Annotated in this window: 24 protein-coding genes and 2 pseudogenes; 10 read left to right on the top strand and 16 right to left on the bottom strand. The window is 41.5% G+C overall.

Features of this window, described 5'->3' with window-relative positions; genetic code table 11:
* Positions 1-25: 25 nt before the first annotated feature.
* The 3 genes and pseudogenes from G4D76_RS00200 to G4D76_RS15675 all read right to left on the bottom strand — a co-directional run bounded on the left by G4D76_RS00200 (position 26) and on the right by G4D76_RS15675 (position 2,090).
* The gene (locus tag G4D76_RS00200; protein ID WP_213810215.1) at positions 26-643 is read right to left on the bottom strand and encodes a DedA family protein; all 618 of its coding nucleotides are present in this window, start codon (positions 641-643) and stop codon (positions 26-28) included.
* A 31-nt stretch (positions 644-674) separates the two neighbouring features.
* Positions 675-1,484: a protein adenylyltransferase SelO family protein gene (locus tag G4D76_RS15680; protein WP_256440599.1), complete on the bottom strand. Its 810-nt coding sequence runs from the start codon at positions 1,482-1,484 to the stop codon at positions 675-677.
* Positions 1,460-2,090: pseudogene (locus G4D76_RS15675) on the bottom strand (protein adenylyltransferase SelO family protein). Before G4D76_RS15675 ends, G4D76_RS15680 begins: the two are co-directional and overlap by 25 nt.
* A gap of 213 nt (positions 2,091-2,303) precedes the next feature.
* On the opposite strand from G4D76_RS15675, the gene G4D76_RS00180 reads away from it, so the two are divergent.
* From G4D76_RS00180 to G4D76_RS00175, 3 genes are all read left to right on the top strand, one after another.
* Complete coding sequence (locus G4D76_RS00180; protein WP_213810213.1) at positions 2,304-3,221, top strand: YkvI family membrane protein; 918 nt, start codon at positions 2,304-2,306, stop codon at positions 3,219-3,221.
* Between the two features lie 312 nt (positions 3,222-3,533).
* Positions 3,534-3,842, top strand: coding sequence for a hypothetical protein (locus G4D76_RS13980; RefSeq protein WP_250130046.1), 309 nt, complete (start codon positions 3,534-3,536; stop codon positions 3,840-3,842).
* A complete protein-coding gene (locus G4D76_RS00175) occupies positions 3,839-4,609 on the top strand; it encodes a YkvI family membrane protein (RefSeq protein ID WP_250130045.1) in 771 nt (256 codons plus the stop codon). Before G4D76_RS13980 ends, G4D76_RS00175 begins: the two co-directional genes overlap by 4 nt.
* A 335-nt stretch (positions 4,610-4,944) precedes the next feature.
* On the opposite strand, the gene G4D76_RS00170 is transcribed toward G4D76_RS00175, so the two are convergent.
* Positions 4,945-5,919, bottom strand: coding sequence for a nuclease-related domain-containing protein (locus G4D76_RS00170; protein ID WP_213810212.1), 975 nt, complete (start codon positions 5,917-5,919; stop codon positions 4,945-4,947).
* Between the two features lie 236 nt (positions 5,920-6,155).
* Here G4D76_RS00170 and G4D76_RS00165 point away from each other — a divergent pair, with 236 nt between their 5' ends.
* Complete coding sequence (locus G4D76_RS00165; RefSeq protein ID WP_213810211.1) at positions 6,156-7,289, top strand: YkvI family membrane protein; 1,134 nt, start codon at positions 6,156-6,158, stop codon at positions 7,287-7,289.
* On the opposite strand, the gene arcC is transcribed toward G4D76_RS00165, so the two are convergent.
* The 11 genes and pseudogenes from arcC to G4D76_RS16410 all read right to left on the bottom strand — a co-directional run bounded on the left by arcC (position 7,279) and on the right by G4D76_RS16410 (position 16,174).
* Positions 7,279-8,217, bottom strand: coding sequence for a carbamate kinase (gene arcC / locus G4D76_RS00160; RefSeq protein ID WP_213810210.1), 939 nt, complete (start codon positions 8,215-8,217; stop codon positions 7,279-7,281). The genes G4D76_RS00165 and arcC overlap by 11 nt on opposite strands.
* Positions 8,218-8,221: 4 nt before the next feature.
* A complete protein-coding gene (locus G4D76_RS00155) occupies positions 8,222-8,986 on the bottom strand; it encodes an oxamate carbamoyltransferase subunit AllH family protein (RefSeq protein ID WP_213810209.1) in 765 nt (254 codons plus the stop codon).
* Positions 8,987-10,252, bottom strand: a complete 1,266-nt coding sequence (locus tag G4D76_RS00150) for a YlbE family protein (protein WP_213810208.1) — start codon at positions 10,250-10,252, stop codon at positions 8,987-8,989.
* Positions 10,252-12,003 (bottom strand): acyl-CoA synthetase FdrA, encoded by a 1,752-nt coding sequence (fdrA, locus tag G4D76_RS00145; RefSeq protein WP_213810946.1) that lies wholly within the window; start codon positions 12,001-12,003, stop codon positions 10,252-10,254. Before fdrA ends, G4D76_RS00150 begins: the two co-directional genes overlap by 1 nt.
* 15 nt (positions 12,004-12,018) lie before the next feature.
* Complete coding sequence (gene allD / locus G4D76_RS00140; protein ID WP_213810207.1) at positions 12,019-13,068, bottom strand: ureidoglycolate dehydrogenase; 1,050 nt, start codon at positions 13,066-13,068, stop codon at positions 12,019-12,021.
* A 17-nt stretch (positions 13,069-13,085) separates the two neighbouring features.
* Positions 13,086-14,114: an ureidoglycolate dehydrogenase gene (gene allD, locus G4D76_RS00135; RefSeq protein WP_213810206.1), complete on the bottom strand. Its 1,029-nt coding sequence runs from the start codon at positions 14,112-14,114 to the stop codon at positions 13,086-13,088.
* 24 nt (positions 14,115-14,138) lie between these two features.
* Positions 14,139-14,925 (bottom strand): annotated as a pseudogene (gene allE, locus G4D76_RS00130) ((S)-ureidoglycine aminohydrolase).
* A gap of 48 nt (positions 14,926-14,973) precedes the next feature.
* On the bottom strand, positions 14,974-15,141 hold the full coding sequence (locus tag G4D76_RS16425) for a M20/M25/M40 family metallo-hydrolase (protein ID WP_371814528.1): 168 nt from the start codon (positions 15,139-15,141) through the stop codon (positions 14,974-14,976).
* A gap of 67 nt (positions 15,142-15,208) precedes the next feature.
* Positions 15,209-15,445, bottom strand: coding sequence for a hypothetical protein (locus tag G4D76_RS16420; RefSeq protein WP_371814527.1), 237 nt, complete (start codon positions 15,443-15,445; stop codon positions 15,209-15,211).
* Between the two features lie 24 nt (positions 15,446-15,469).
* Positions 15,470-15,646: a hypothetical protein gene (locus tag G4D76_RS16415; protein WP_371814526.1), complete on the bottom strand. Its 177-nt coding sequence runs from the start codon at positions 15,644-15,646 to the stop codon at positions 15,470-15,472.
* Positions 15,647-15,685: 39 nt separating this feature from the next.
* Positions 15,686-16,174, bottom strand: coding sequence for a M28 family peptidase (locus tag G4D76_RS16410; RefSeq protein WP_371814525.1), 489 nt, complete (start codon positions 16,172-16,174; stop codon positions 15,686-15,688).
* 174 nt (positions 16,175-16,348) lie between these two features.
* Between G4D76_RS16410 and G4D76_RS00120 the strand changes: the two genes are divergently transcribed.
* Complete coding sequence (locus G4D76_RS00120) at positions 16,349-17,170, top strand: alpha/beta hydrolase (protein WP_213810205.1); 822 nt, start codon at positions 16,349-16,351, stop codon at positions 17,168-17,170.
* Positions 17,171-17,367: 197 nt separating this feature from the next.
* Here G4D76_RS00120 and allB read toward each other — a convergent pair whose 3' ends face one another.
* Positions 17,368-18,735: an allantoinase AllB gene (gene allB, locus G4D76_RS00115; RefSeq protein WP_213810204.1), complete on the bottom strand. Its 1,368-nt coding sequence runs from the start codon at positions 18,733-18,735 to the stop codon at positions 17,368-17,370.
* Positions 18,736-18,967: 232 nt separating this feature from the next.
* Between allB and G4D76_RS13975 the strand changes: the two genes are divergently transcribed.
* The 5 genes from G4D76_RS13975 to G4D76_RS00105 all read left to right on the top strand — a co-directional run bounded on the left by G4D76_RS13975 (position 18,968) and on the right by G4D76_RS00105 (position 21,939).
* The gene (locus G4D76_RS13975; protein ID WP_250130044.1) at positions 18,968-19,663 is read left to right on the top strand and encodes a PucR family transcriptional regulator ligand-binding domain-containing protein; all 696 of its coding nucleotides are present in this window, start codon (positions 18,968-18,970) and stop codon (positions 19,661-19,663) included.
* A gap of 68 nt (positions 19,664-19,731) precedes the next feature.
* Positions 19,732-20,463 (top strand): hypothetical protein, encoded by a 732-nt coding sequence (locus G4D76_RS13970; RefSeq protein WP_250130043.1) that lies wholly within the window; start codon positions 19,732-19,734, stop codon positions 20,461-20,463.
* Positions 20,400-20,576 carry a helix-turn-helix domain-containing protein gene (locus tag G4D76_RS13965; protein WP_250130042.1) on the top strand — a complete coding sequence of 59 codons (177 nt, stop codon included), beginning with the start codon at positions 20,400-20,402 and terminating at the stop codon, positions 20,574-20,576. The genes G4D76_RS13970 and G4D76_RS13965 overlap by 64 nt, the downstream gene beginning before the upstream one ends.
* A gap of 111 nt (positions 20,577-20,687) precedes the next feature.
* Entirely contained in the window at positions 20,688-20,912 is a 225-nt protein-coding gene (locus G4D76_RS13960) for a hypothetical protein (RefSeq protein ID WP_250130041.1), read from the top strand.
* Positions 20,881-21,939, top strand: a complete 1,059-nt coding sequence (locus G4D76_RS00105; protein WP_250130040.1) for an MFS transporter — start codon at positions 20,881-20,883, stop codon at positions 21,937-21,939. The genes G4D76_RS13960 and G4D76_RS00105 overlap by 32 nt, the downstream gene beginning before the upstream one ends.
* Positions 21,940-22,007 lie beyond the last annotated feature (68 nt).

Raw genomic sequence — 22,007 nt, 5'->3', positions numbered from 1 at the left:
ATAATACCGGTCAGCCCCATTACTATTATTTCTCTTTTTTCTTTGGTCTGAAGTAAAAGAACCATACTAAAAATGCGATAACCAAAACAGCAATGACTGCATAGGCAATATTTGCGTAGACATCCATCACCTGAACGATATCTTCCCAGTTCTCTCCTACTGAAGCACCGAGATTAACGAGCACCGTGTTCCAGATAAAAGTACCAAGCGTCGTCAGCACTAGAAACTTCGGCATGCTCATTTTACTCATGCCTGCAGGAATTGAAATCAGACTTCTGATTAACGGAATGAAGCGGCAGAAAAACACAGTCCATGAACCGTATTTATTAAACCAGCCGTAGGACTTATCAACATCATTTGTTGTTACCCTAAACCATTTTCCGTATTTCACAACGATGCGCTTCATACGTTCGGCACCCAATATGCTTCCAAGATAGTACAGTACAACCGCACCGCCGACGGAACCTGCCGTCGAAGCAATAATTACCCCTGTTACTGTCATATCAGTCGCCGCCGTCATAAAGCCGCCAAACGTTAAAATCACTTCCGAAGGAATCGGCGGAAAAATATTCTCCACTGCAATCAAGATGACAATTGCAGCGTAACCAAACTGGTTAATTACTTCTTCTAGGAAATTCTGCATTATATTTTTGTCCTTTTATGAGAATTAATTATTATGTGCCGCAGTATGTCTTAAAGTCCGGATCAACATCGTCTTTACCTGGTGCATTAATATATTTCCCGCCGAGCTTATCATTAAAAGGTTTAGACACAGCTTTTAAGAGCTGTTTTAACTCGCCGTAATGACCTTCCAAAGCAAGATTTAATGATTTTTGAACTAAATGGTTACGCGGAATAAAACTTGGATTTGCTGCATTCATCGCAATATTAATTTCATCTTTTTTAGCACTCTGCGCTTTCTTTCTCGCCTGATACTGTTCGAACCAGTTTATAAATTCACTGTCGTTAAACATCGGCAGTTTATCGTAATTAGTGAGATAAAGATCTCTGAAAGTCCGCGTGTAATCCGCTTCATATTTAAACATAAATTCGAGCAGCTCATCGACCAGTTTCACGTCGTACTGTTCGTCATAATCAAGATCCAGAATGCCGAGTTTGCTACCCATTAATGAAATATATTTTCTATTATAATACTGCGGATATTTATCGAGTATTTCCTGAGCGAGCTTCACTGCTTCACTCTGAGAGTTGTCAAACAGCGGACACAATGCTTCACCGAGCTTGCTTAAATCCCACTGCCCGATCGGTGGCTGATTTTTATAGCGGTAGCGTCCTTCTGTATCAATCGAACTGAAATACGTATCCGGATTATAGACATCGATAAACGCACACGGGCCGTAATCAATCGTTTCACCTGAAATTGACACGTTATCCGTGTTCATCACACCGTGAATAAATCCGACTGACTGCCACTGGGCAATTAACTCTGCCTGTTTTCTTACGACATGGTCATAAAATAGCAGATATTTTTTTCTTCTGTCAGCGCTGCAAGATATGGATAGTGACGTTCAATTGCAAAGTCAGCCAGCGCTTTTAATTCGTCAGTCGACTGACGTGCAGCATATTCAAAAGTACCGACACGGATATGAGAACTCGCGATGCGTGTTAAGATACCGCTCGCCGTTCTTGTTTGACGCGTCAGCTGTTCTCCTGTATCGACGACCGCTAAGGCACGTGTCGTGGCAATCCCGATGTTTGCCATATATTCACTGATAATATTCACGCAGCATAGAGTCAATCGGCGCACGGCCGTCACCCTGGCGTGAGTATTTTGTCGCACCTGATCCTTTTAAGACGACATCATACTTTTCGCCATCTGTGTTATGCTCACCTAGTAGGACGTTTCGTCCGTCACCAAGCATATTTAAAGTACCAAACTGATGTCCCATATAAGCCTGGGCAATCGGTTCAGCCGACTCCGGCAATTTATTGCCGCTGAAAAATTCAGCATCATTTTCAAGTTCTTTTTCGTCGATATTTAATAATCTCGCTAAATGGTGATTAAACAGAACAATTCTCGGTGCATCTGATTCCTCAGGTTCGTACGGTGTCCAGAATGTACGCGGCAGCGATTTATAGTCATGTGTAAAATTAAGCCTTTATACATTAAAATTCTCCTTTTCAAAACAAACGTTCAAATACAATCTATAGTAATTGAGTATACTATATACATATATACTTGCATAACAGAAGACACCGTTTTCTGAACAAATAAATAATTTTTGTTAACATAGTAAAAAAGAGGGTATAATCAGTAGCAGACAGAAATAGGAGTTGGAAATATGTCAAATGGTAGCAGACGTGCTTCCTGGAAATATGCCTTTGCATACACCGGTATTGTAGTGGGTGCCGGCTTTGCAACAGGCCAGGAAGTACTTCAATTTTTTGCAAGTCACGGATTAATTAGTATTGCAGGTATTATTTTAACAGGATTGATTATTATGTTTATCGGCCGGCAGGCTGCTAAACTGGGATATGCAACGCACGCTGAATCCCACGTATTACCGCTGAACACACTATTTGGCAAAAAACTTGGACTTGTCGTTGATATTATACTCGCCTTCTTCTTATACGGTCTTGCGATCGTTATGATTGCTGGAAGCGGCGCAACATTCAATGAAGGTTTTGGTATACATCCGCAAATTGGGGCAATTGTCCTTATCATACTTGCGTTTATTACATTACTTATGGACTTTGATAAAATCGTTTCCATAATCGGCGTTATCACACCAGTACTCATCATCGCAATGTTCTTTATTGCGGGATATAACATATTGAATCCGATGATTCCTTTATCAGAGGTCAATCAGTATAATGATGTGTCACGGGCACCAACAAGCAGCTGGTGGTTTGATGCGATTACTTATTCAGGATTCACACTAGCAACAGCATTCAGCTTTTTATCAATAATGGGCTCAGAATCTGCACGCCAGTCGATTGTAAGACGCGGCGCTGTTTACGGCGGACTGTTAATTATGATACTGATGATGCTGATTACATTCGGTGTACTGTCAATTCTTCCGATCGCATACGATGTCGCACTGCCGACAATGCAAATGGCGGCAAATGTTGCACCATGGCTCGGCACAGCATATTCGGTAATTATTATATTATTAATATATAATTCTATCGTCGGATTTTTATACCCTTTCCTGGCAAGATTTACTAAACCGGGTTCGAAGAAATATAAATCTTATTAGCTGCTGCACTTATCGTCGGATATTTTGGTACTTATGTAGGATTCGTTGAACTCGTTAACATTATCTATCCATTATTTGGATATGTCGGGTTAATTATCGGTGTCATGCTGACTGTCCGCTGGGTATTTTTAAAATTTAAAGCGCGTAAACTTGCAGAAAAACTTTCAGACAATAACGAAGAATAATACATGCACCCTGCTCATTACTTCACCGTAATTTGCAGGGTGTTTTCTTCTGTCATTTTATTTTGGATGTTTTTTTTTTGAATAGTTTATATATAAGTTATGTAAACCACTAACAGGAGATGAATTTATGTCACAAGGTAAAAATCGTGCCTCATGGAGAATCGGCTTTGCATACGCCGGCATTATCATCGGCGCAGGATTCTCAACAGGACAGGAAGTATTACAGTTTTTCTCAAGTCACGGAATGATCAGTATTGCTGGTATTATACTCGCCGCGCTGATTTTAATGTTTGTCGGCCGGCAGGCTGCAAAACTCGGATTCCGTTTGGATGCAGATTCTCATGAAACGCCGCTAAGGGTTTTATTTGGAAAAAAACTTGGACTCGTTATCGACTACGTATTAATATCTTTTTATACGGAATCGCAGTTGTTATGATTGCGGGGAGCGGTGCTACATTCAGTCAGGCATTCGGTATACATCCGCAGATTGGTGTACTCATTATGATATTAATTTCATTTGGTACACTGCTGCTCGACTTCGATAAAATCGTCAATATTATCGGAGGGATCACGCCGCTGTTAATTATCGCTGTGATCATTATTACAGGTTACAACATATTAAATCCGGAAGTCCCTTATTCGGAAGTCGACACCGTCGTTGACCCTTCTCGTACACCTACTTCATTCTGGTGGTTCGATGCGGTAACTTATGCCGGTCTGGCACTGGCAACTGCGTTCAGCTTTTTATCGATTATGGGATCTGAAGCATCCCGTCATGCGATTGCACGGCGCGGTGCGATATACGGCGGACTGATAATTATGCTGTTAATGTTACTCGTGAACGTCGGTGTACTGTCAATTATGCCGACAGCAAACGAAGTCCCGCTGCCCGCAATGACAATGGCAAGCAACATGGCACCCTGGCTCGGCACAGTCTACTCGGTTATCATTATCCTGCTGATATTCAACTCAGTCGTCGGATTAATGTACCCGTTCCTGACACGCTTCACAGAACCGTTCACAGGAAAATACAAAATCATGCTCGTCGTGTCGCTGATTGCAGCGTTCATCATATCTAACGTCGGATTCGTTGAACTCGTCAACATTGTCTACCCGATTTTAGGCTATATTGGTTTGGCGATATCCGCCGCACTGTTTGTCCGCTGGATAATGAACAAAAATACGAAGAAAAAGCTGCTGTAGATGTGATAAACCCCATCCGCCTGTGTGTGGATGGGGTTTTTTTGATGTATTTGGGCTTTTCTAAGTGTCAGAGCAGTATTTTGCGTCGTAGGACTACCATGTCAAAGATACATGGTAACCCAAACACTCCCGGACTACCATGTCAAAAGTACATGGTAATCCAAACAGTCCCGGACTACCATGTCAAAGATACATGGTAATCCAAACACTCCCGGACTACCATGTCAAAAGTACATTGTAATCCAAACACTCCCGGACTACCATGTCAAAAGTACATGGTAATCCAAACACTCCCGGACTACCATGTCAAAAGCACATGGTAACCCAAACAGTCTTTATCCTTTCAAATGGTCTTTATATTTGATAAATAGTTCTGGTTTCCCCATAGCATCCTCAAAATTTTGATATTTAAATATATATGCTGTTTGATTGCCTTTTTTATTAACATAACAGTGTTTTAATAAGATTCTGTAAACAACTCTAGATGTTAAACTGTAACCAATAAAATTCATAAACGCAGTCCGTGTCATTGGTTTACCGTAAAATAAAAATTGATAGTCGCTCATTGCCCTGAGTAAATGCGTTTCATTAACCTCTTTGCTCCCACAGCTACTGCAGACTAAATGAAACCGGGATTTTATCAAATTGAAACTCCCGCACTGCCCGCAATATATTCCCTTCCTCAATCTTTCCTCATCCACATTATTATCTATATACGGGTTCTCGACTATATTCTCACTGAGCAGCCGGACTATAAATTGCGACTTATTACTAATCTTCCCGCCCCGAAACTCCCTCAAATATCTCCGCAGATTCATACGCACAACGATTTTGCCCCACAGCGAGTTGTCATCGGTTTGAAGATAAAAATCATCGCTTACGAAAATCAGTTTTCCGCTGATTCCAAAATTACCATTCACCGAATTTCTCAAGCCGATTAATTTTCCAACAGCCCGGTTCAGCTGAGCCAGCGGTTCTTCGGATATTCTCTGTCCATTTCTGAACCAGTCCCCGCCCTCCACCTTGTATTCTCCGATGTAGTTTTTTATCTCGTTAACAATTATTCCGTCATCGTTAATTACCAGAGCATCGTACTGGGTAACTGATTTTCCAAGTTTAAGATAAAGGTCCCGGTAAACTAAAACATCATCATGCCCAACGTCTTCAAAAATCTCATCGTATAAGCATTCGCCTTCAAAGCCTTTCTGAAATGTTTTAAACCAGCTTTTCTCTACACTCGTTAATTCGCACCTTCTCTGCAGCGTTTCGTAAAATAAGTCATGTGATTTGCCTCGAGTATTCAAAAACATATAACCGCCTCCTGCAAAATACTAAGTCACTTCAGTTATACAACAAAACTCCTCAAAAAAGGCGTCCAGTCCAAACAGCATACAAAAATCGCAAAACTGTACAACTGATATTTAGAAATAATATTACATGAATTTACATTTAATTTTATATTACCTTTTACACAATCACGGTTATTATAAAATTCCAAGTGTGTTAGTATATTGACTTGTGTTAATTATTTAGGAGGAGATTTTTTGTGGATTCACAAAAAGATGCAATAAAATTCGCGCTCGCCTATACAGGTATTGTCGTAGGTGCAGGGTTCTCAACTGGACAGGAAGTTTTACAGTTCTTTACCAGTTTTGGACTATGGAGTTTTGCAGGGATAGCGCTCACTGCAATATGTGTAATATTTATCGGCAGACAGACTGCCAAATTGGGTTACAGATATGATGTACCTTCCCATGAAGTACCATTGAATAAATTATTCGGGAAAACTGCAGGTACGCTTATTGACTATGTATTTACTATTTTTATGTATGGTATTGCAGTAGTGATGATTGCGGGAAGCGGCTCCGCATTTAAAGAAAGTTTCAACATAGAACCGTGGATTGGAACAATAATATTAATTGTTCTGTTATTTTTTACATTACTTATGGATTTCGATAAAATCCTCACCGTACTCAGCGTGGTTACACCATTCCTTGTGATTGCGGTATTTATTATTTCTGTGATCAACATAATGAATCCCGGCGTCGCAATTGATCAGGTCAATCAGGTTGCAGATATCAGCCGCACACCGACTGGTTTATGGTGGTTTGATTCTATTACTTATGCCGGTATCGTTCTAGGGGTGACATTTAGTTTCCTCTCTATTATGGGTGCTGATGCTGATAAACAGTTCGTCGCACGACGCGGTGCTGTTTACGGCGGTATTATCTTTGTCGTTATGCTGCTCTTATTAAACACAGGAATGCTCGCTGTGCTTGATGAAGCAAATGAAGTGGCGTTACCGACATTGGTTATGGCAAATGCGATTCACCCGGTGCTTGGCACATTGTTCTCGGTTATTATCATTCTGCTGATTTACAATACCGTTGTCGGCATGCTTTACTCGGTGGCAGCAAGATTTACAATACCTTACTCAAAAAATTACAAACTGCTGCTTGCAGCAATGCTCATAATTGGATATCTTTTAACATTTATCGGCTTTGTCGATCTGGTTAATTTCTTCTATCCAATCTTTGGTTATGTTGGCATAATCATCGGTATTGCACTCTTAGTCAGATGGATTATGAATAAAATACCGATAAAAAATTATTATAAGACAAGCCAAAAAAAGCGGCGAAGACCTCAGTCTTCACCGCTTTTAATCTATATTAAAGTTTAATTCTAGTGCCCGCTTTACCTTCAAGTGCTAATACTGCTTCATCTAATGAACAGATGATGCCTTCTTTGCCTTCGTGTTTAGCGAATGCGATTGCTGCTTCAATTTTAGGAAGCATTGAACCTGCCGGGAATTGTCCGTCAGCAACGTGTTTTTCTGCTTCTTCAACTGTAATAGCTTCTAATTTTTCTTCGTTTTCTTTACCGAAGTTAATGTAGACGTTAGGAACGTCAGTCAGCATCATGAAGACATCTGCTTCAGTTTGCTCTGAAAGTTTTAATCCTGAACGGTCTTTATCGATTACAGCTTCTACGCCGTGAATCTGACCTTTTTCATCTCGGTAAATCGGAATTCCGCCGCCGCCTGATGATACGACGATAGATGATTCGATTAATGTTTTAATTTCGTCCACACCGTGGATTACTTTGGGTTCCGGAGATGGAACAACACGTCTGAATCCGCGTCCTGCATCTTCAGCCATCTGATAGCCTTTTTCTTCAGTCATCTGTTTAGCTTCTTCTTCAGTGAAGAATACACCAACTGGTTTAGTCGGGTTATCGAATGCTTTATCATTTTTGTCGACTTCAACCATAGTAAGAAGCGTAACAACGTTAGTGTTGTCGCCGCCTTCAGTCAGTCTGTTTTTAAGCGCAGATTCCATCATGTAGCCAATCATGCCTTGTGACTCAGCATTGTTGACGAAAATCGGCATTGCCGGAATATCTTCTTTAGCTGCTTCGTTTTGAGCGATGATATTACCAACTTGAGGTCCGTTACCGTGTGTAACGACGATTTTGTGACCTGCTTCCGAAATTTCAACCATACGGTTTGCTGCATTGACTACGTTCTGATACTGGTTTTCAAATGTTGCTTCTTGTTTAGGCTGTAAAATTGCGTTACCACCTAATGCTAAAACTACTTTTTTACCCATTGTTTCATCTCCTATTTAATGTCATATAAATACCGTACAACGTGTCGCGCCCTGAGCTGGAGCCCAGTTCGAGAAGCGCATCCACTGTTTCTTTGTCTGGTGTCTCGCCGATATCTGTAATACGTCTTGAAAAAACACCCTCGAGTGCCAGGCTGATAAAGTTCTCGCTGACAATTGTCGTTACACTTTCACGTATATACAACTTGAGGCTGTTCAGATGATTCTCTGCAATAAAAGGTTCGAGGCAGTTTATATACAGTATACCTGTAATAATGTCGTCACCTGACGGTGTCAGTCCCTGTCCTCTGCCGACTAAATAAGCGAGTGGAAAATCAACATCAGGATTCTCTAAATCCGCCAGAATGCGGTTTAGTTTATCCCTGCTGAAGTCACTGCTGTTATAATCGCAAAAATCATAGCTGCTGACAACACTTTTTATTGAATCGGTGTCACTTTTATTAACTTTACTATATAAATAAACTTCTGCATTTCTGTTCGACAGCATAAAATCATTATGATTAAGTGATGATGCTGCTGTCTTCAGTATATCTCCGACCTGCAGTGTTTCTTTTATATAATGCATTGTATATTTATTTATTGTAATGCCGAACGGAAAATAACCGTTCTTATTTGTGCCGATAAAAATTAAATCATTTTTATCATTAACAATATTAAAACCATTGTTGAAAATACTGTGCACACGCATTGCTTGATTTGTTTTTAACAAGGAAAGTGCGATCTCACCGATCGCACTTGACTCATATATCATTTATGCTTCAAAACCTAATTTAGCAGCGTAAGCTGTAATTGCTTTCTCGAAACATTCGATTGGAGGGTTAACTGTACCCGCACCAATCTGACCAAATCCTGCAACTTTGTGTGCAATACCTGTGTTAATTACAGGAAGAATTCCTGATTCAACTACTTTACGTGCATCGATTCCAGTTGGAGCACCTTTAAAGTCCCAAGTCGGGATAATAAAGTTAGGGTTTTCCTGTTCAGTAATCTCAGCCATGTTATTACTCGTTTCAAGTGCGTCGTTGAAGCCGCCTGAACCTACGAAACGTGTAACAGCTGGTGCAGCGATCATCGCCATACCGCCGACACCGATAGTTTCAGTAATCGCCGAGTCACCGATATCCGTGTTTGCATCTTCTGCTGAATATCCTGTGAAGTACAGACCTTGCGGTGTATTTACAGGCGCTGTGAACCACTCGTCACCCATACCAGCGATACGGATACCGAAGTTTTCACCGTTACGGCACATTGCAGTAACAATCGTACCGTGTTCGATAGTACGTGCAGCGTCAGTCATTGATTTAGCTGTTGCCATTGCAACGTTCAGGAAGAACTGGTCAGTGTCTGCAAGGAACTGCATAACTTCCTCGCGATCCTTAAGCGAAACATCTTCAAGACTAGTAATTGCCGGAGCAACTTCTTTTAAGAATGCTAATGATGCAGCAATGTTTCTCTGGTGGAATTCGTCACCCATAGCAATTGCTTTAGCAACCAGTACGTTAACGTTTAAGCCTTCGTCCATAGTTTTAAGTGCTTTAGATAATACAGGACCAAGTACATCTTTCATCCAGTGAAGGCGTGTAAGCACCTGATCACTGTAAGAACCGAAACGGAGAACCGCGCCGATACCTTCGTTTAGAGTACAGTAAGCTTCGTTCCCGTGCTCTTTGTTAACAACGACTACAAGTGGCATATTCATTGAAGTAATACCGCCCATTGGTCCTACTGCGTTAACGTGGTGGCAAGGGATGAATGTGATTTTACCGTTTTCAAGTAATTCACGTGCACCCTGCTCATCTTCAGCCCATCCTTCAAAAAGAATAGCGCCGACACATGAACCCTGCATCGGGTCAGTCATGTTTTCATATTTAATCGGAGGACCGGCATGTAATAATACATGCTCAGTCAATTCCGGAATTACTGTATGTGCAGGAACAACATCTGTTAAGAAAGGTGCTGAACCAATCATTTTTTGAACAACTGCTTTGTTTGCTTCATCTATAGTTTGGTAAGCCATTATACATTCTCTCCTTCATAATTGTTTAAGAATTGAAGTACTTTCATAAGCTTCTCATCTCCGCCTGCAACCGGACGCCAGTTGAACTGTACAACTTCTGCTCCGCTGTTTTCAACAGCTTCAGTGAAGCTCTTAAGTCCGATATTAATAACGCTTGGGTTATTTGAAATCAGGCTCATCATCTTCTCGTCTACTGACAGATCTTCAGTGCCTTTATCGAATGATTTCATTTCAGTTTCAGGCTGAGCCACTTTACCGCCGATTAATTCGATTGCTGTACGTACCATCTGATCGTTTGTATCACAGATTACCGCACCCGCTTCTTCTAAAATCTGGCGCTGTTTATCATAACCTTGAGCATCTTTATCAGTACCGACTACAGTTGCAAGAACTACTAGTGAACGTTCTTCTGAAGCTGCTTTGTCAGTAATACGTTTTATTGTCGGCGCAAGTTCTGAAGCCATGTCAGCATGTGAACCGTAACCGATAACGTTGTCGAGCATAATTACTGCAGTATCTTCTGAGTCAGCAGATGTTTCTAATGCTTCGATACGTTTTTCAGGGTCGATCATCGGGTGAGGTTTACCTTGAGTGTACATGTCATCACCAAGGTCGATAACTTCGTGAGATGCTGATTTATAAGTGAAACCTTCATCTTTAATTTCTTCTTCACCAAGTGAATGTTTAATCATCATCGCTGCTTCACTCGCAAGCGTACCGCCTGAGTAGTAAGCTTTAATGCCTTTTTGGTTGTCATCAAAGTCAGCTTTAAGCCCGTCGATTGAAGTTGGAGTGAATTTAACCTCTTCACCATTTGACAGCTGAACTGATGCTACTGCTGCTTCTTCAAGAGTATAAGCGTGATAAATAGCTTCTTCCTGGTATTCAGGTTTAGCACCTAAGAATAGTGCAACAACAGGTTTGTCGATGCTGCGCAGCAGGTTTTCTACTTTTTCCTGTACTTCTTTAGCCGGCGGCTTAGAAATTACAGTAATAACTTTAACTTTTGGATCCTGGTTTAACGCTTTAATGCTGTCAAGCATAGTAATCGCGCCGACTTCTGTTGATAAGTCACGCCCGCCTGTGCCGATAGCGTTAGTTACACCTTTACCTAAACGGTCAACAATTGTCGTAACTTCCTGGATTCCTGTACCTGATGCACCGACCACACCGATGTCACCTTGTGCTACAGTGTTTGTGAATGCTAATGGCACGCTGTGGATAATACCAGTACCACAGTCAGGACCCATTACTAACAAGCCTTTTTCATGTGCAAGTTCTTTTAGACGAACTTCGTCTTCTTTAGGTACGTTATCACTGAACATGAATACGTGCAGACCATTGCGAATTGCGTTTTCAGCTTCCATTGCAGCGTATGTGCCGGGAATTGAAATCATTGCAAGGTTTGGTTTGTTTGCAAGTTCAAGTGCGCGTTTCCAGTTGTGTGCTTCACTGCTTTTAGCTGAATCGTCAGAACCGCCGCCACCGGCAAGTTCAGTGTCGACCGCTTCGTTTACTTCATCAACTTTTGTTTCGTCCGCAGTATCGACAACGATAACAATGTCGTTTGCACTTGCTGTTTCTAATTCCGGTGTACCAAGTCCTGCACCTTTAAAAATATCTTTGTTCGCAGGTGTTCCCATCATTACCGAAGCCTTGTCCACTCCGTCCATAGCGCTTAATTTTTGGCTCAAAAGCATTAATACGATAGAATCCTGATACGTATTTTCTTTAATAATTGTATATAACATCATTTACCTCCATATTTATTCTGCAAATCTATTTTTCTCGTGATAGCGATCAAAATGAATATCGTCACTCACGAGGTAATCATATATTTCATCGACAATTTCGATGCCTTCTTCATCATACTTATCGGCACGCAGTTTACCGCGTTCGCCCGGATAATTGACTTCAGTAAAACCTGGAGCCGGTGTCTGTTCTTTTAGTTCATCCAGCATTACAGAAAGCTGCTGTTTAAATGCATCGACATCTGTAAAGTATGCAGGGTTAATAACGATATGAAGCTGACCAAGCTGTCTGCCTGCAGATAAATCTTTGTACATACTGGAAACGTGGACACCGTGAGGAAGTCCCAGAAGACTGCCTGACAGAATATCAACCATCATCATTAAACCGTAACCTTTCGGTCCTGCTACAGGAACGAGTGCGTGAACATCTCTTGAGTTCGTCGTCGGTTCACCCTTATCGTTTACAGCCCATGTGTCCGGGATATCATTGCCTTTTGAACGTGCATCCAGCACTTTGCCCCATGCCTGCACCGTCGTTGCCATATCGAACGTAATAATACGCTCGTCATTTGTCGGTGCACTGAAAGCAATCGGGTTTGTACCAAAGTATGGATCTGTGCCGCCGAACGGCACAACCATTGGATCGGACTGGCAGACAGAAATTGCCACCATATCCTGTTTTGCTGCTTCTTCAACGAAGTAACCGAGGGCGCCGGAATGAGAAATGTTCGTCATGCCGACGACAGCCACCCCGTTATCGCGTGCAATTTCAATCGCACGCTCCATACCCTGTTTTGCAACCTGATGGCCGGGACCGTTGTCACCGTCTAAAATCGCTGTCGATGGCCCTGTCTTTTCAAATTTATATTCGGGATTGTTCGTAATGCCGCCCTTTGCAATACGTTCAGCATAATACTCAACGCGTACTGCACCGTGGGAATGAATGCCGCGGTGATCAGCAAATGTCAGTACATCACTAATATCAGCCGCTGCATCTTCTTTTAAGCCTGCTTTTTGAAGTTTATCTTTCATTAAATTGAATAGTTCTTCTTTTGACACGCGCATTTACAAAACCTCACCTTTTAGTATGGTGTTTCCGATTTAAGAAATTCCATAATATCTTCCGGAATCGGAATGCCGTCTTTTTCATATTCTGCTTTTTGAGCTTCCATTAATTCACCAGGGTAGTATACCTGATCAAAGCCTGTTGCCGGTTTGTTCTCGTGAAGTTCATCAACCATCGTATCCATTTTTTCTTCCATTGTTTCTCTTGAACTGAAGAAATCAGGGTTAATGACGAGGTGGAACTGTCCCAAGCGGCGGTATTCACTTAAGTCTTTGTACATACTTGAAACATGTTTACCGTGATTTAAACCGAGCAGGCTGCCTGATAAAATGTCGACGATCATCATCAGACCGTAACCTTTCGGTCCTGCTACCGGAAGCAGTGCATTGACTGCGTACGGATCAGTTGTCGGGTTACCGTCTTTGTCAACCGCCCACGTATCCGGAATATCTTTATTTTTAGAGCGTGCATCGAGGATTTTACCCCAGGCCTGCACTGTTGTTGCCATATCGAAAACAATCGGCGTATCGTTTTTACGCGGTGCCGCAAAAGCAATCGGGTTCGTACCGAAGTACGGTTCTGAACCGCCGAAAGGTACAACCATCGGATCCGACTGACACAGTGATAAAGCAACCATTCCCTGTTCAGCTGCCTTCTGCACGAAGTAGCCGATAGCACCCGAATGACTCATTTCACTTACGCCGACTGCACCGATTCCTGATTCTTTAGCAAGTTTAATTGCTTCTTCCATCGCTTCATTAGCAACGTAGTGACCGAGTGCGTTATCGCCGTGATATATACCTGTTGACGGGCCTGTTTTCTCAAACTTAAGCTCCGGATCGTTATTGAATCCGCCTTTTGCACTGCGTTCCGAGTAATACTGCATACGGACTGAACCGTGGGAGTGAATACCGCGCTCATCTGCCCACACGAGGACGTCTGCCGCACGGTCTGCAAATATGTCCGGCACGCCATTCAGCATCAGTTTTTCTTTAAATAAACCGCGGAGTTCTGATGAATTCGAAATTACTAGATTTTCTGACATGTCATTGCCTCCTGAATAGGTGAATTAGATTTCAACGTCTCTGTTAGCATCTTTAGAGTAAATATATGAGAATGACTCATCAAGACCAACTGCATAAGTTGCCTGTAATGCATAAGCACCCATGAAGATGTAGTCGCCTTTATCAACCGGCATCCAGTTGTTATCAAGGTTGTACATTCCGCGTCCGCTTAATACGTAAGCACCGTGCTCTTGTACGTGTGTTTCGATATAACCATGTGAAGCACCTGGTTTAAATGACAGGATGTGGAAGTTCATGTCGTATGCGATGTCTGCAGGTAGTAAATCCTGTACAAGCACTTCGTCCATGCCTTCGTAAGCTTTAGCCTGAATGTCGTTTACATTGCCTGTAACGACGGTTTGCCCACATTTTTAGCTTCCTGGTAACGTTTCTTGTAAAGGAACAGGCAGCTGTCTTCACCGTTATTGCTGTTCACGAAAGTAAGTTCTAAGTGAGGCGGCACGTAGATATATCCACCTTCTGACAGTTCGAAAGATTCCCCGTCAACTGTTGCAGTTACGTTTCCGTATACTACATACATGAAAGTCTGTACGCCGTCTCCGCCGAAACCTTGAGTGTTTCCACCCTGATTTTTAACTGTTACAAGGTAGTCTACAAAACGTGCACCCATGCGCGGTGAACCTAAGATTGACATATCGCAGTCATCGAAGCCTGGTACTACGTTGTTTACAAGACCATCCGGAGTAACTACCGCGTAGTCTCCTTTTTTAATGATTGAACGTGTTTCAAGAATCCTTCTCTGTATCCTTGCTGGTGGTTTAAGTAACCCATTTTAAAATCTCCCTTTCTTAATATCCAATTTTTTTATCGATTAATACGCTAATTTGTAAAGGTTTCTGCCAGTACTTCAATACCTTTAACGAGATCTTCAACATCAGTTTCTTCTTCGACGTTATGAGAAATACCGCCGATTGACGGAACGAAAATCATTCCCGTCGGCATGTAGCCTGCGAAAATCTGTGAATCGTGGCCGGCACCTGAAGGCATAACTTTATAAGAACCGCCTGCAACTTTTCAGCTGACTCTTCGATCATCTTAACGATTGAATCATCCATTAATGCAGGTGACTGTTCCATCCATAAGTTATATCTGCTGTGATACCGTATTTGTCTGAAACTTCGTTAATTGTTGCTTCTACCGTCTTAGCAAATGAATTCAGTTCAGCTTCGTCGATGTGACGTGTATCTATAGAATTCAACTCACCAGGTACAACGTTAACTACGCCGGGAACCGGTTTGACACTGCCGAAAGTTACAACTAGCGGGTCACCGATTTCACGCGCTTTTTGCACAAGCGTCTGCAATTTCAGTAAATGCTACAACCGCATCTTTACGGTAGCCCATCGGTGAGTACCTGCATGGTTCGCTTCACCTTTTAAGTTAATTGTGTAGCGTTTTTGACCAACAATACCAGTAACGACACCAATTGTTTTTCTTCTTTTTCTAAAATCTGTCCTGCTCGATATGAACTTCAACGAACGCTTTAATATCATCGCGCACTTTATCGTCTGTTTAAATAAAACATGACTCTTTCATTGCGTCGACAAATTAATTCCTTCGCCGTCACACGATATCTTTACATCGTCATTGTTCTGCAGGTTAAAGAAGTTTTTAACGCCCCAGAAAGTATAAGGGAAACGTGACCCTTCTTCTTCGGCAATCGACAGTACTTCAAGCGTACGTTTCGGCTGACCGTATTTTTCTTTCAAGTAAAGTGTTGCGACGAGGGCGCTTAGAACCCCGAACTGTCCGTCCAGATGACCGCCTTCAGTCACGGTATCGATGTGCGACCCGCTCATGATTGTTTCGTCAGGTTTTTCACTGCCGATGAGGCGGCCGGATACGTTACCGACTGCATCGCTTGAAACTTCGAGGCCGTTTTCTTTGAAGATGGCCTGCAGTGCATTGACCGCTTCGCGCCATTCTTCAGAATATAGTAATCGTGTAATACCGCGGGGCTCAAGACCGCCGTAACTGGTAAACTGTTTATCCAGTTCTAGAAAGGTTTCACGAATATCCATTGTTTTATCCACTCCACTCATTTTATTTCACTTATAATTATAGATTTAATTACCGCCTGAGGCATTGACAGTTCTAACAATCATCCCTCTTGGAATTATTCACTTTAGACAAATACAGAAAAATTCATTACTCTGTATAATAGTACAAGTAAATAAAGGAGGTTTTCACAAGCCATGAACACAGTAACGATAAAAGAAACTGACACTTATACGCTCAACGGTGATCTGTATGAAAGCACCGCCGATAATGAATCAGATGTACTTGGTACATTAATTTATTTACACGGCGGCGGCCTTGTATTCGGAGAAAGAATAGACCTCCCTTCAGAATATATAAAAGTGCTCGGACGCCGCTTTGACGTCCTCGCCTCTGATTACAGATTAGCGCCGGAATCTAATATCGATGATATTTTTACCGACTTACATCACATATATCACTTCGCGTCATCTTTGAAACACGATAAAGTTTATATTATGGGCCGTTCTGCCGGCGGCTTTTTAAGTTTAATCACTGCCCGGGACTTTGATATCGCCGGTGTGATTGATTTCTACGGCTATTTCAACTTTACACACAGCGATTTTTCTTACCTGCCGCACGACCAAAAACATTTATCAAATATGCTGACAGAAGAGCTTGCATCTTCTAATATTCGTGATTATGTGACGGTGAGTGAATCGCCGGACCCGAGGTATTTGCTCTATTTATACTATCGACACGCTGGTAATTGGCATGAATTTCTTGGAATTGATATTGAATCCGATAAATACCGACTCACTAATCAAGACCTTGCGGCACTGCCTCCGGTGTTTATCGTCCACGGAAAAGGCGACCCGGATGTGCCGGTATTTTTCAGCCGTAAACTGAAGAAAACTGCAGCGGCGGCTGAGTTCGTCGAAGTCGACACTGCAACGCACAACTTCGACCAGCAAGTCAGTCCAGAAAATATTGAGATTTATGAACGCGCTGTTGAGTTTATGGCTGAACAGTCGAAGTAAATATTTGATTAGTTGAAAGCATCGGCAACTTGCCGGTGTTTTTTTGTATATTTTTACGATAAATACCGAGTTTTGTTGACTTTGTTGATTCAACATTGGGTATACAACTACTTCTATTGACTCTGTCCTTGTCACATTGTCATTGCATCCCTCAAAAAAGCACCGCGCAATCAAAAATTGCGCGGTGCTCCCTTTAATTATTTATAAAATTTACCAATCTTAGCGTCACTTACGCCATTTTCAAGTGAATAGATTTCTTCTCCGCGTAAAATTGTGCCGGCAACCTGTGCGCCGATTTCACGTCCGATATATGGACTGATTTTATTGCGGTATTCTAATTCTTCTTTTTCTACTGTGTAAGAAGAGTCACCTTTAATTAATACAAAGTCAGCGTCGTATCCGACTTCGATACGCCCTTTTCCTTCAAGGTCAAAGCGTGCTGCAACGTTCGTCGCAATAATGTCAGAGAATTGCACAAGTGACATACCGCGTTTTTGAACTGCTTCATCAAACAGCATATCTACGTTGTTCTGGATTCCTGAAATTCCGCCCCATGCTTCAAATGCATTGTCCGTATCTTTTAAGTCCGGTGTACATGGTGAGTGGTCACTTGTAACAAACATTACCTTGCCGTCAAATACGCGTTCCCACATTCCTTCAAGACGCGATTTTTCACGGATTGGCGGTGAACATTTAACTACCGGTCCGATATCGTCAAGTTCTTCTTTATAGAAGTATAAATAATGCGTACAAGTTTCACATGTAATATCTACACCGTTGTTTGCTGCTTCGTTGATTAGATCAATTCCTTCAGCACATGCAACGTGTACAATGTGCACTCGGCAGCCAGTTTCACGAGCGAATAAAATAATCTTCTGAATTGGTTCAATTTCAGTGAAAACAGGACGTGAGTCTACATAAGCTGCAAGTGATGTTTCACCGCGTTCTTGTGCCAGCTGTCCTAATTTATCTGTAATCGGACCGTTTTCAGCGTGAATTGATAAAAGTTTACCTGTCTTAGCAATTTGACGCATTCCTTCATATAAAGAATAATCGTCAACATTCATAAAGTCGCCTTCGATTGTACGGTCCCCGGCTGTTGCAACGAATGCTTTATATGCAACAACTCCGTTGTCGTCCAGTTCCTGAATACCGCCGTTAAGATTAAATGGTACTAATCCGCCGTAACTGTAAACATCAACAGATAGTTTGTCGTCACCCGCATCGAATTTCGTCTGAATTGACTCAGCATCAACAGTTGCCGGAATTTGGTTTAAAGGCATTTCAATAAATGAAGTGACACCGCCTTTTGCTGATGCGCGTGTACCTGTGTCGTAGCCTTCCCAGTGATCGCGGATACTGCCGCCCGGCTCACTGATATGTACGTGAGCATCGATCATGCCTGGTGATACAATTAAACCTCCAGCATCAACAACCCGAGCGTCGCCTGCATCAATATTTGTAGCGATTGAGGCGATTTTACCATCAATTACACCGATATCAACGTTTTTTTCTCCACCTGGTAAAATTACCAGACCATTTTTTATAACTAAATCAAAAGCCATTTATAATTCCTCCTGACCATTCTGTAAAACGTAAAAATATCACTCATCTTTCTGTATACTATACCCCTAAGAAAGGCGGTAAAACGCACAGCCGATGAATTATATTTAAGTTTTATTTATTATTAGTGTACTATTATATGAGTAAATAAATATAGTTAAAATATGATGTCTGCTTATTAAATTTGTGCATTTTGTACAAAATTTTATAGATAGGATTTTAGGTGATGAATAATTGGTATCTATTAGAGAAATTTTATCATTAGAACGCTTCAGCAATTTTAAATTAATAAATAAAGATGCGGACTTATCGCGCATAGTGACCAGCGTCGATATTACAGAAACTCCCGATGTTAAGGATTATACTTCCGAACACACACTTTTGCTTACGACTGCAATGAATTTTAAAGATGATCAGCAGGCGCTGATTAATTTTATCAGCGAGCTCGACAGCGTGCCTGTTGCGGCACTCGGTATTAAGCTGTCGCGCTTCATTCACTCAATCGATAAAGAAGTGATTGATCACGCAAATAAGCTTGGTTTTCCGCTGATTGAAATACCCGAAAACTGGAAGCTCGGTCAGGCGACGCACAGCATCTCAACATATATATCACAAGATGAAACCGAGAAATTATACTATGCGCTGGGAGTTCAGCAGCGTATGAACTCAATGCTGATTAAAGAGTTCAGTGTTGAACGTATGCTGAATCAGCTGAGTCAGTTTCTCCGCCTGCCGCTTGTACTGATTAATCCGTTTTACAAAGTGGAAGTCACGAGTAATGATTTCAAGAATGATCAAAAACTGCTGAAAGAGAACTTAAGATATTTTAACGATGTTTATCTGCCTGATAAAGACAGTGTGAATATCGATTTCAACAGTAAAATCGCAGTATTTGAAGTTCCGGCTTTCAGCTACTTCCCTTATATTTAATCGTTTCAAATCTTGAAACGATCAGCTACCCTTTCAGTCATCTGGCGATAGAACAGGCAATTAACTCATTGTCGTTCGCAATATATAAGGATTCAAGAATACGTGCAACTGAACAGGAAGACGTCAATCTGCTTTTCAGTTCTCTCATCAATACAACAGAAGGCTCGCCTATAAGTCTTGAAAGCAATCCCGATTTTTTTGAACGTTATCATTTAAAAGATTCTGCATACTATAAAGTCATCATCTGCGGTATCGATCCCGCGGGTGATATCGAGAATTCCGAGTATGTAAATGAACGCTATCAGCTGACATTTGAATGGCTGAAAAGTGTGCTTGTCACACTTGATCCGAATATCAGTATTTTCGGTTTTGGAGATTCCAATAAATTTGCAATTCTGCTGCAGGATAAGCATGAATATTATCAGGCCTACTGCCGTCACCTTCAGCAGGAATATAAGAAATTCTTTAAGGAGTCGCTGTCTTTCGGTATAGGCAATGAAGTATCCGACTTTACGCAAATACACTCTTCATTCGTAGAAGCTTTGGAAACATTCGACATTTGTCAGGATGAGGGAGCGACCGAGTTTCTGGAAGTGTACCGTCCGCGCAACTTTGAAGAACTACTGCAGCTCTTACCAGCGGATAAAGTCCGTCCGTTCGTGCTCAGCACGCTGGGTGACCTCGCTTTTCCACAGAACACTAAAGACAAAGAATTAAAAAAACACTCCATATATATATGGATAATCAGTGTGATATTACAAAAACTTCAAACGAAATTTTTGTCCATAGAAACACTGTAAAGTACCGGATTAATAAATGCGAAGAACTGCTCAAGGTCAATGTTATGGACCCAGCGCACTCGTTAAATATACGCCTGGCGCTGTTTATCTCACAGTATATACAGGATAATTAATTGTCAGCCATCGATAATTATAATACCGTTCATTGTTCACATTGAACAATGAACAGTGATGTTTTTCCTTCTATAATATAGTGAGTTAAAAATTATAGGAGGCGTACTTTAATGAATCAGATAGAACAAAACGGTTCACAGTACTATAAAAAAATAATTGTTGCTTTAGTACTTGGTTGGGTTGCGATTTGGATTTACAGAACGATTCTTACGCCGATTTACCCTCAAATACAAAGCTCGCTCGGCGATGTATCTAACGCGGAAATTGGTTTAATCGCTTCTGTATTTCTTTGCTTACACAGGTATGCAAATTCCGGCAGGTATATTAGTCGATAAGTTTGGACAGAAAAATGTTTTAATTCCGGCGTTTATCGGATTTGCTATCGGTGCTGTTGTACTCGGTACAGCAAGTTCACTGCCTCAAGTATATCTTGGGTCATTAATTTCAGGTATCGCTACAGGCAGTTACTACGGTTCAGCGTACAGCTTATCAGCAAAACACGTTCCTAAAGATAAAAAGACTTTTGCCAATGCGATTATTAACAGTGGTTCCGCAGTTGGTATGATTATCGGTCTTGTCGGTTCATCAGTTCTTGTCGGCGGTTTAAATGTTGAATGGAACTGGATGCTTTACGGGACAGCTCTTATCATCCTGGGTGTAACATTTGTATTCTACAAAAACATTAAGAGTGATAAAAAAGCTGCTCCAGTTGAGAACATCGAAAATGCTGATGCAACTTCAGCGGATGTAGTCACAGATTCACAAAGCGAAGTGTCATTATTCTCACCTAAACATATTACAGTTTACTTTACGTACTTTGCAGTATGTTACGGGTACTACATGATTGTGACATGGTTACCGTCATTCCTCGTTGCAGAAAAAGGTTTCTCACAATCAGATGTTGGCTATGTATCAGCACTTGTTGCTGTTGCAGGCATCCCCGGCGCGTTAATTTTCGCGCGCTTAATCGATAGAAGACAGCAGGATCGTTTGAAATATATTCTGTTACTCCTGCTCGTTTCAGCAGTAATGATTGGTCTTACAGTATACTCACCGTCACCATGGATACTTTATCTTGCGTTAATCATATACGGTTTAATGGGCAAACTTGCAATTGACCCAGTAATAACCTACGTCTCAGATTCAGTGCCGGAACAGAAAACAGCTAAAGCACTTGGCCTGTTTAACTTCTTCGGTATGGCGTCATCCGTAGTTGCACCTTGGCTTACAGGGTACATCGGCGACGTAACAGGTTCACAAGTACTAGCATTCTATATCGGTTCAGTACTATTATTAGCAGCTGCAGTATTCTTCTTCTTTGTTATTTATCTGAGAAGCGAAAAAGAAACTCCGGCACATTAATATAATGAATATTAACAAAAACAGCGCCCCTCCCGAGATTTTCGAAAGGGGCGCTGTTTTACTATCTA

Source organism: Jeotgalicoccus sp. WY2 (genome assembly GCF_018437745.1).
In the GTDB taxonomy this organism is placed as follows: Bacteria; Bacillota; Bacilli; order Staphylococcales; family Salinicoccaceae; genus Jeotgalicoccus; species Jeotgalicoccus psychrophilus.
This window is presented reverse-complemented; position numbering and strand designations above follow the sequence as displayed.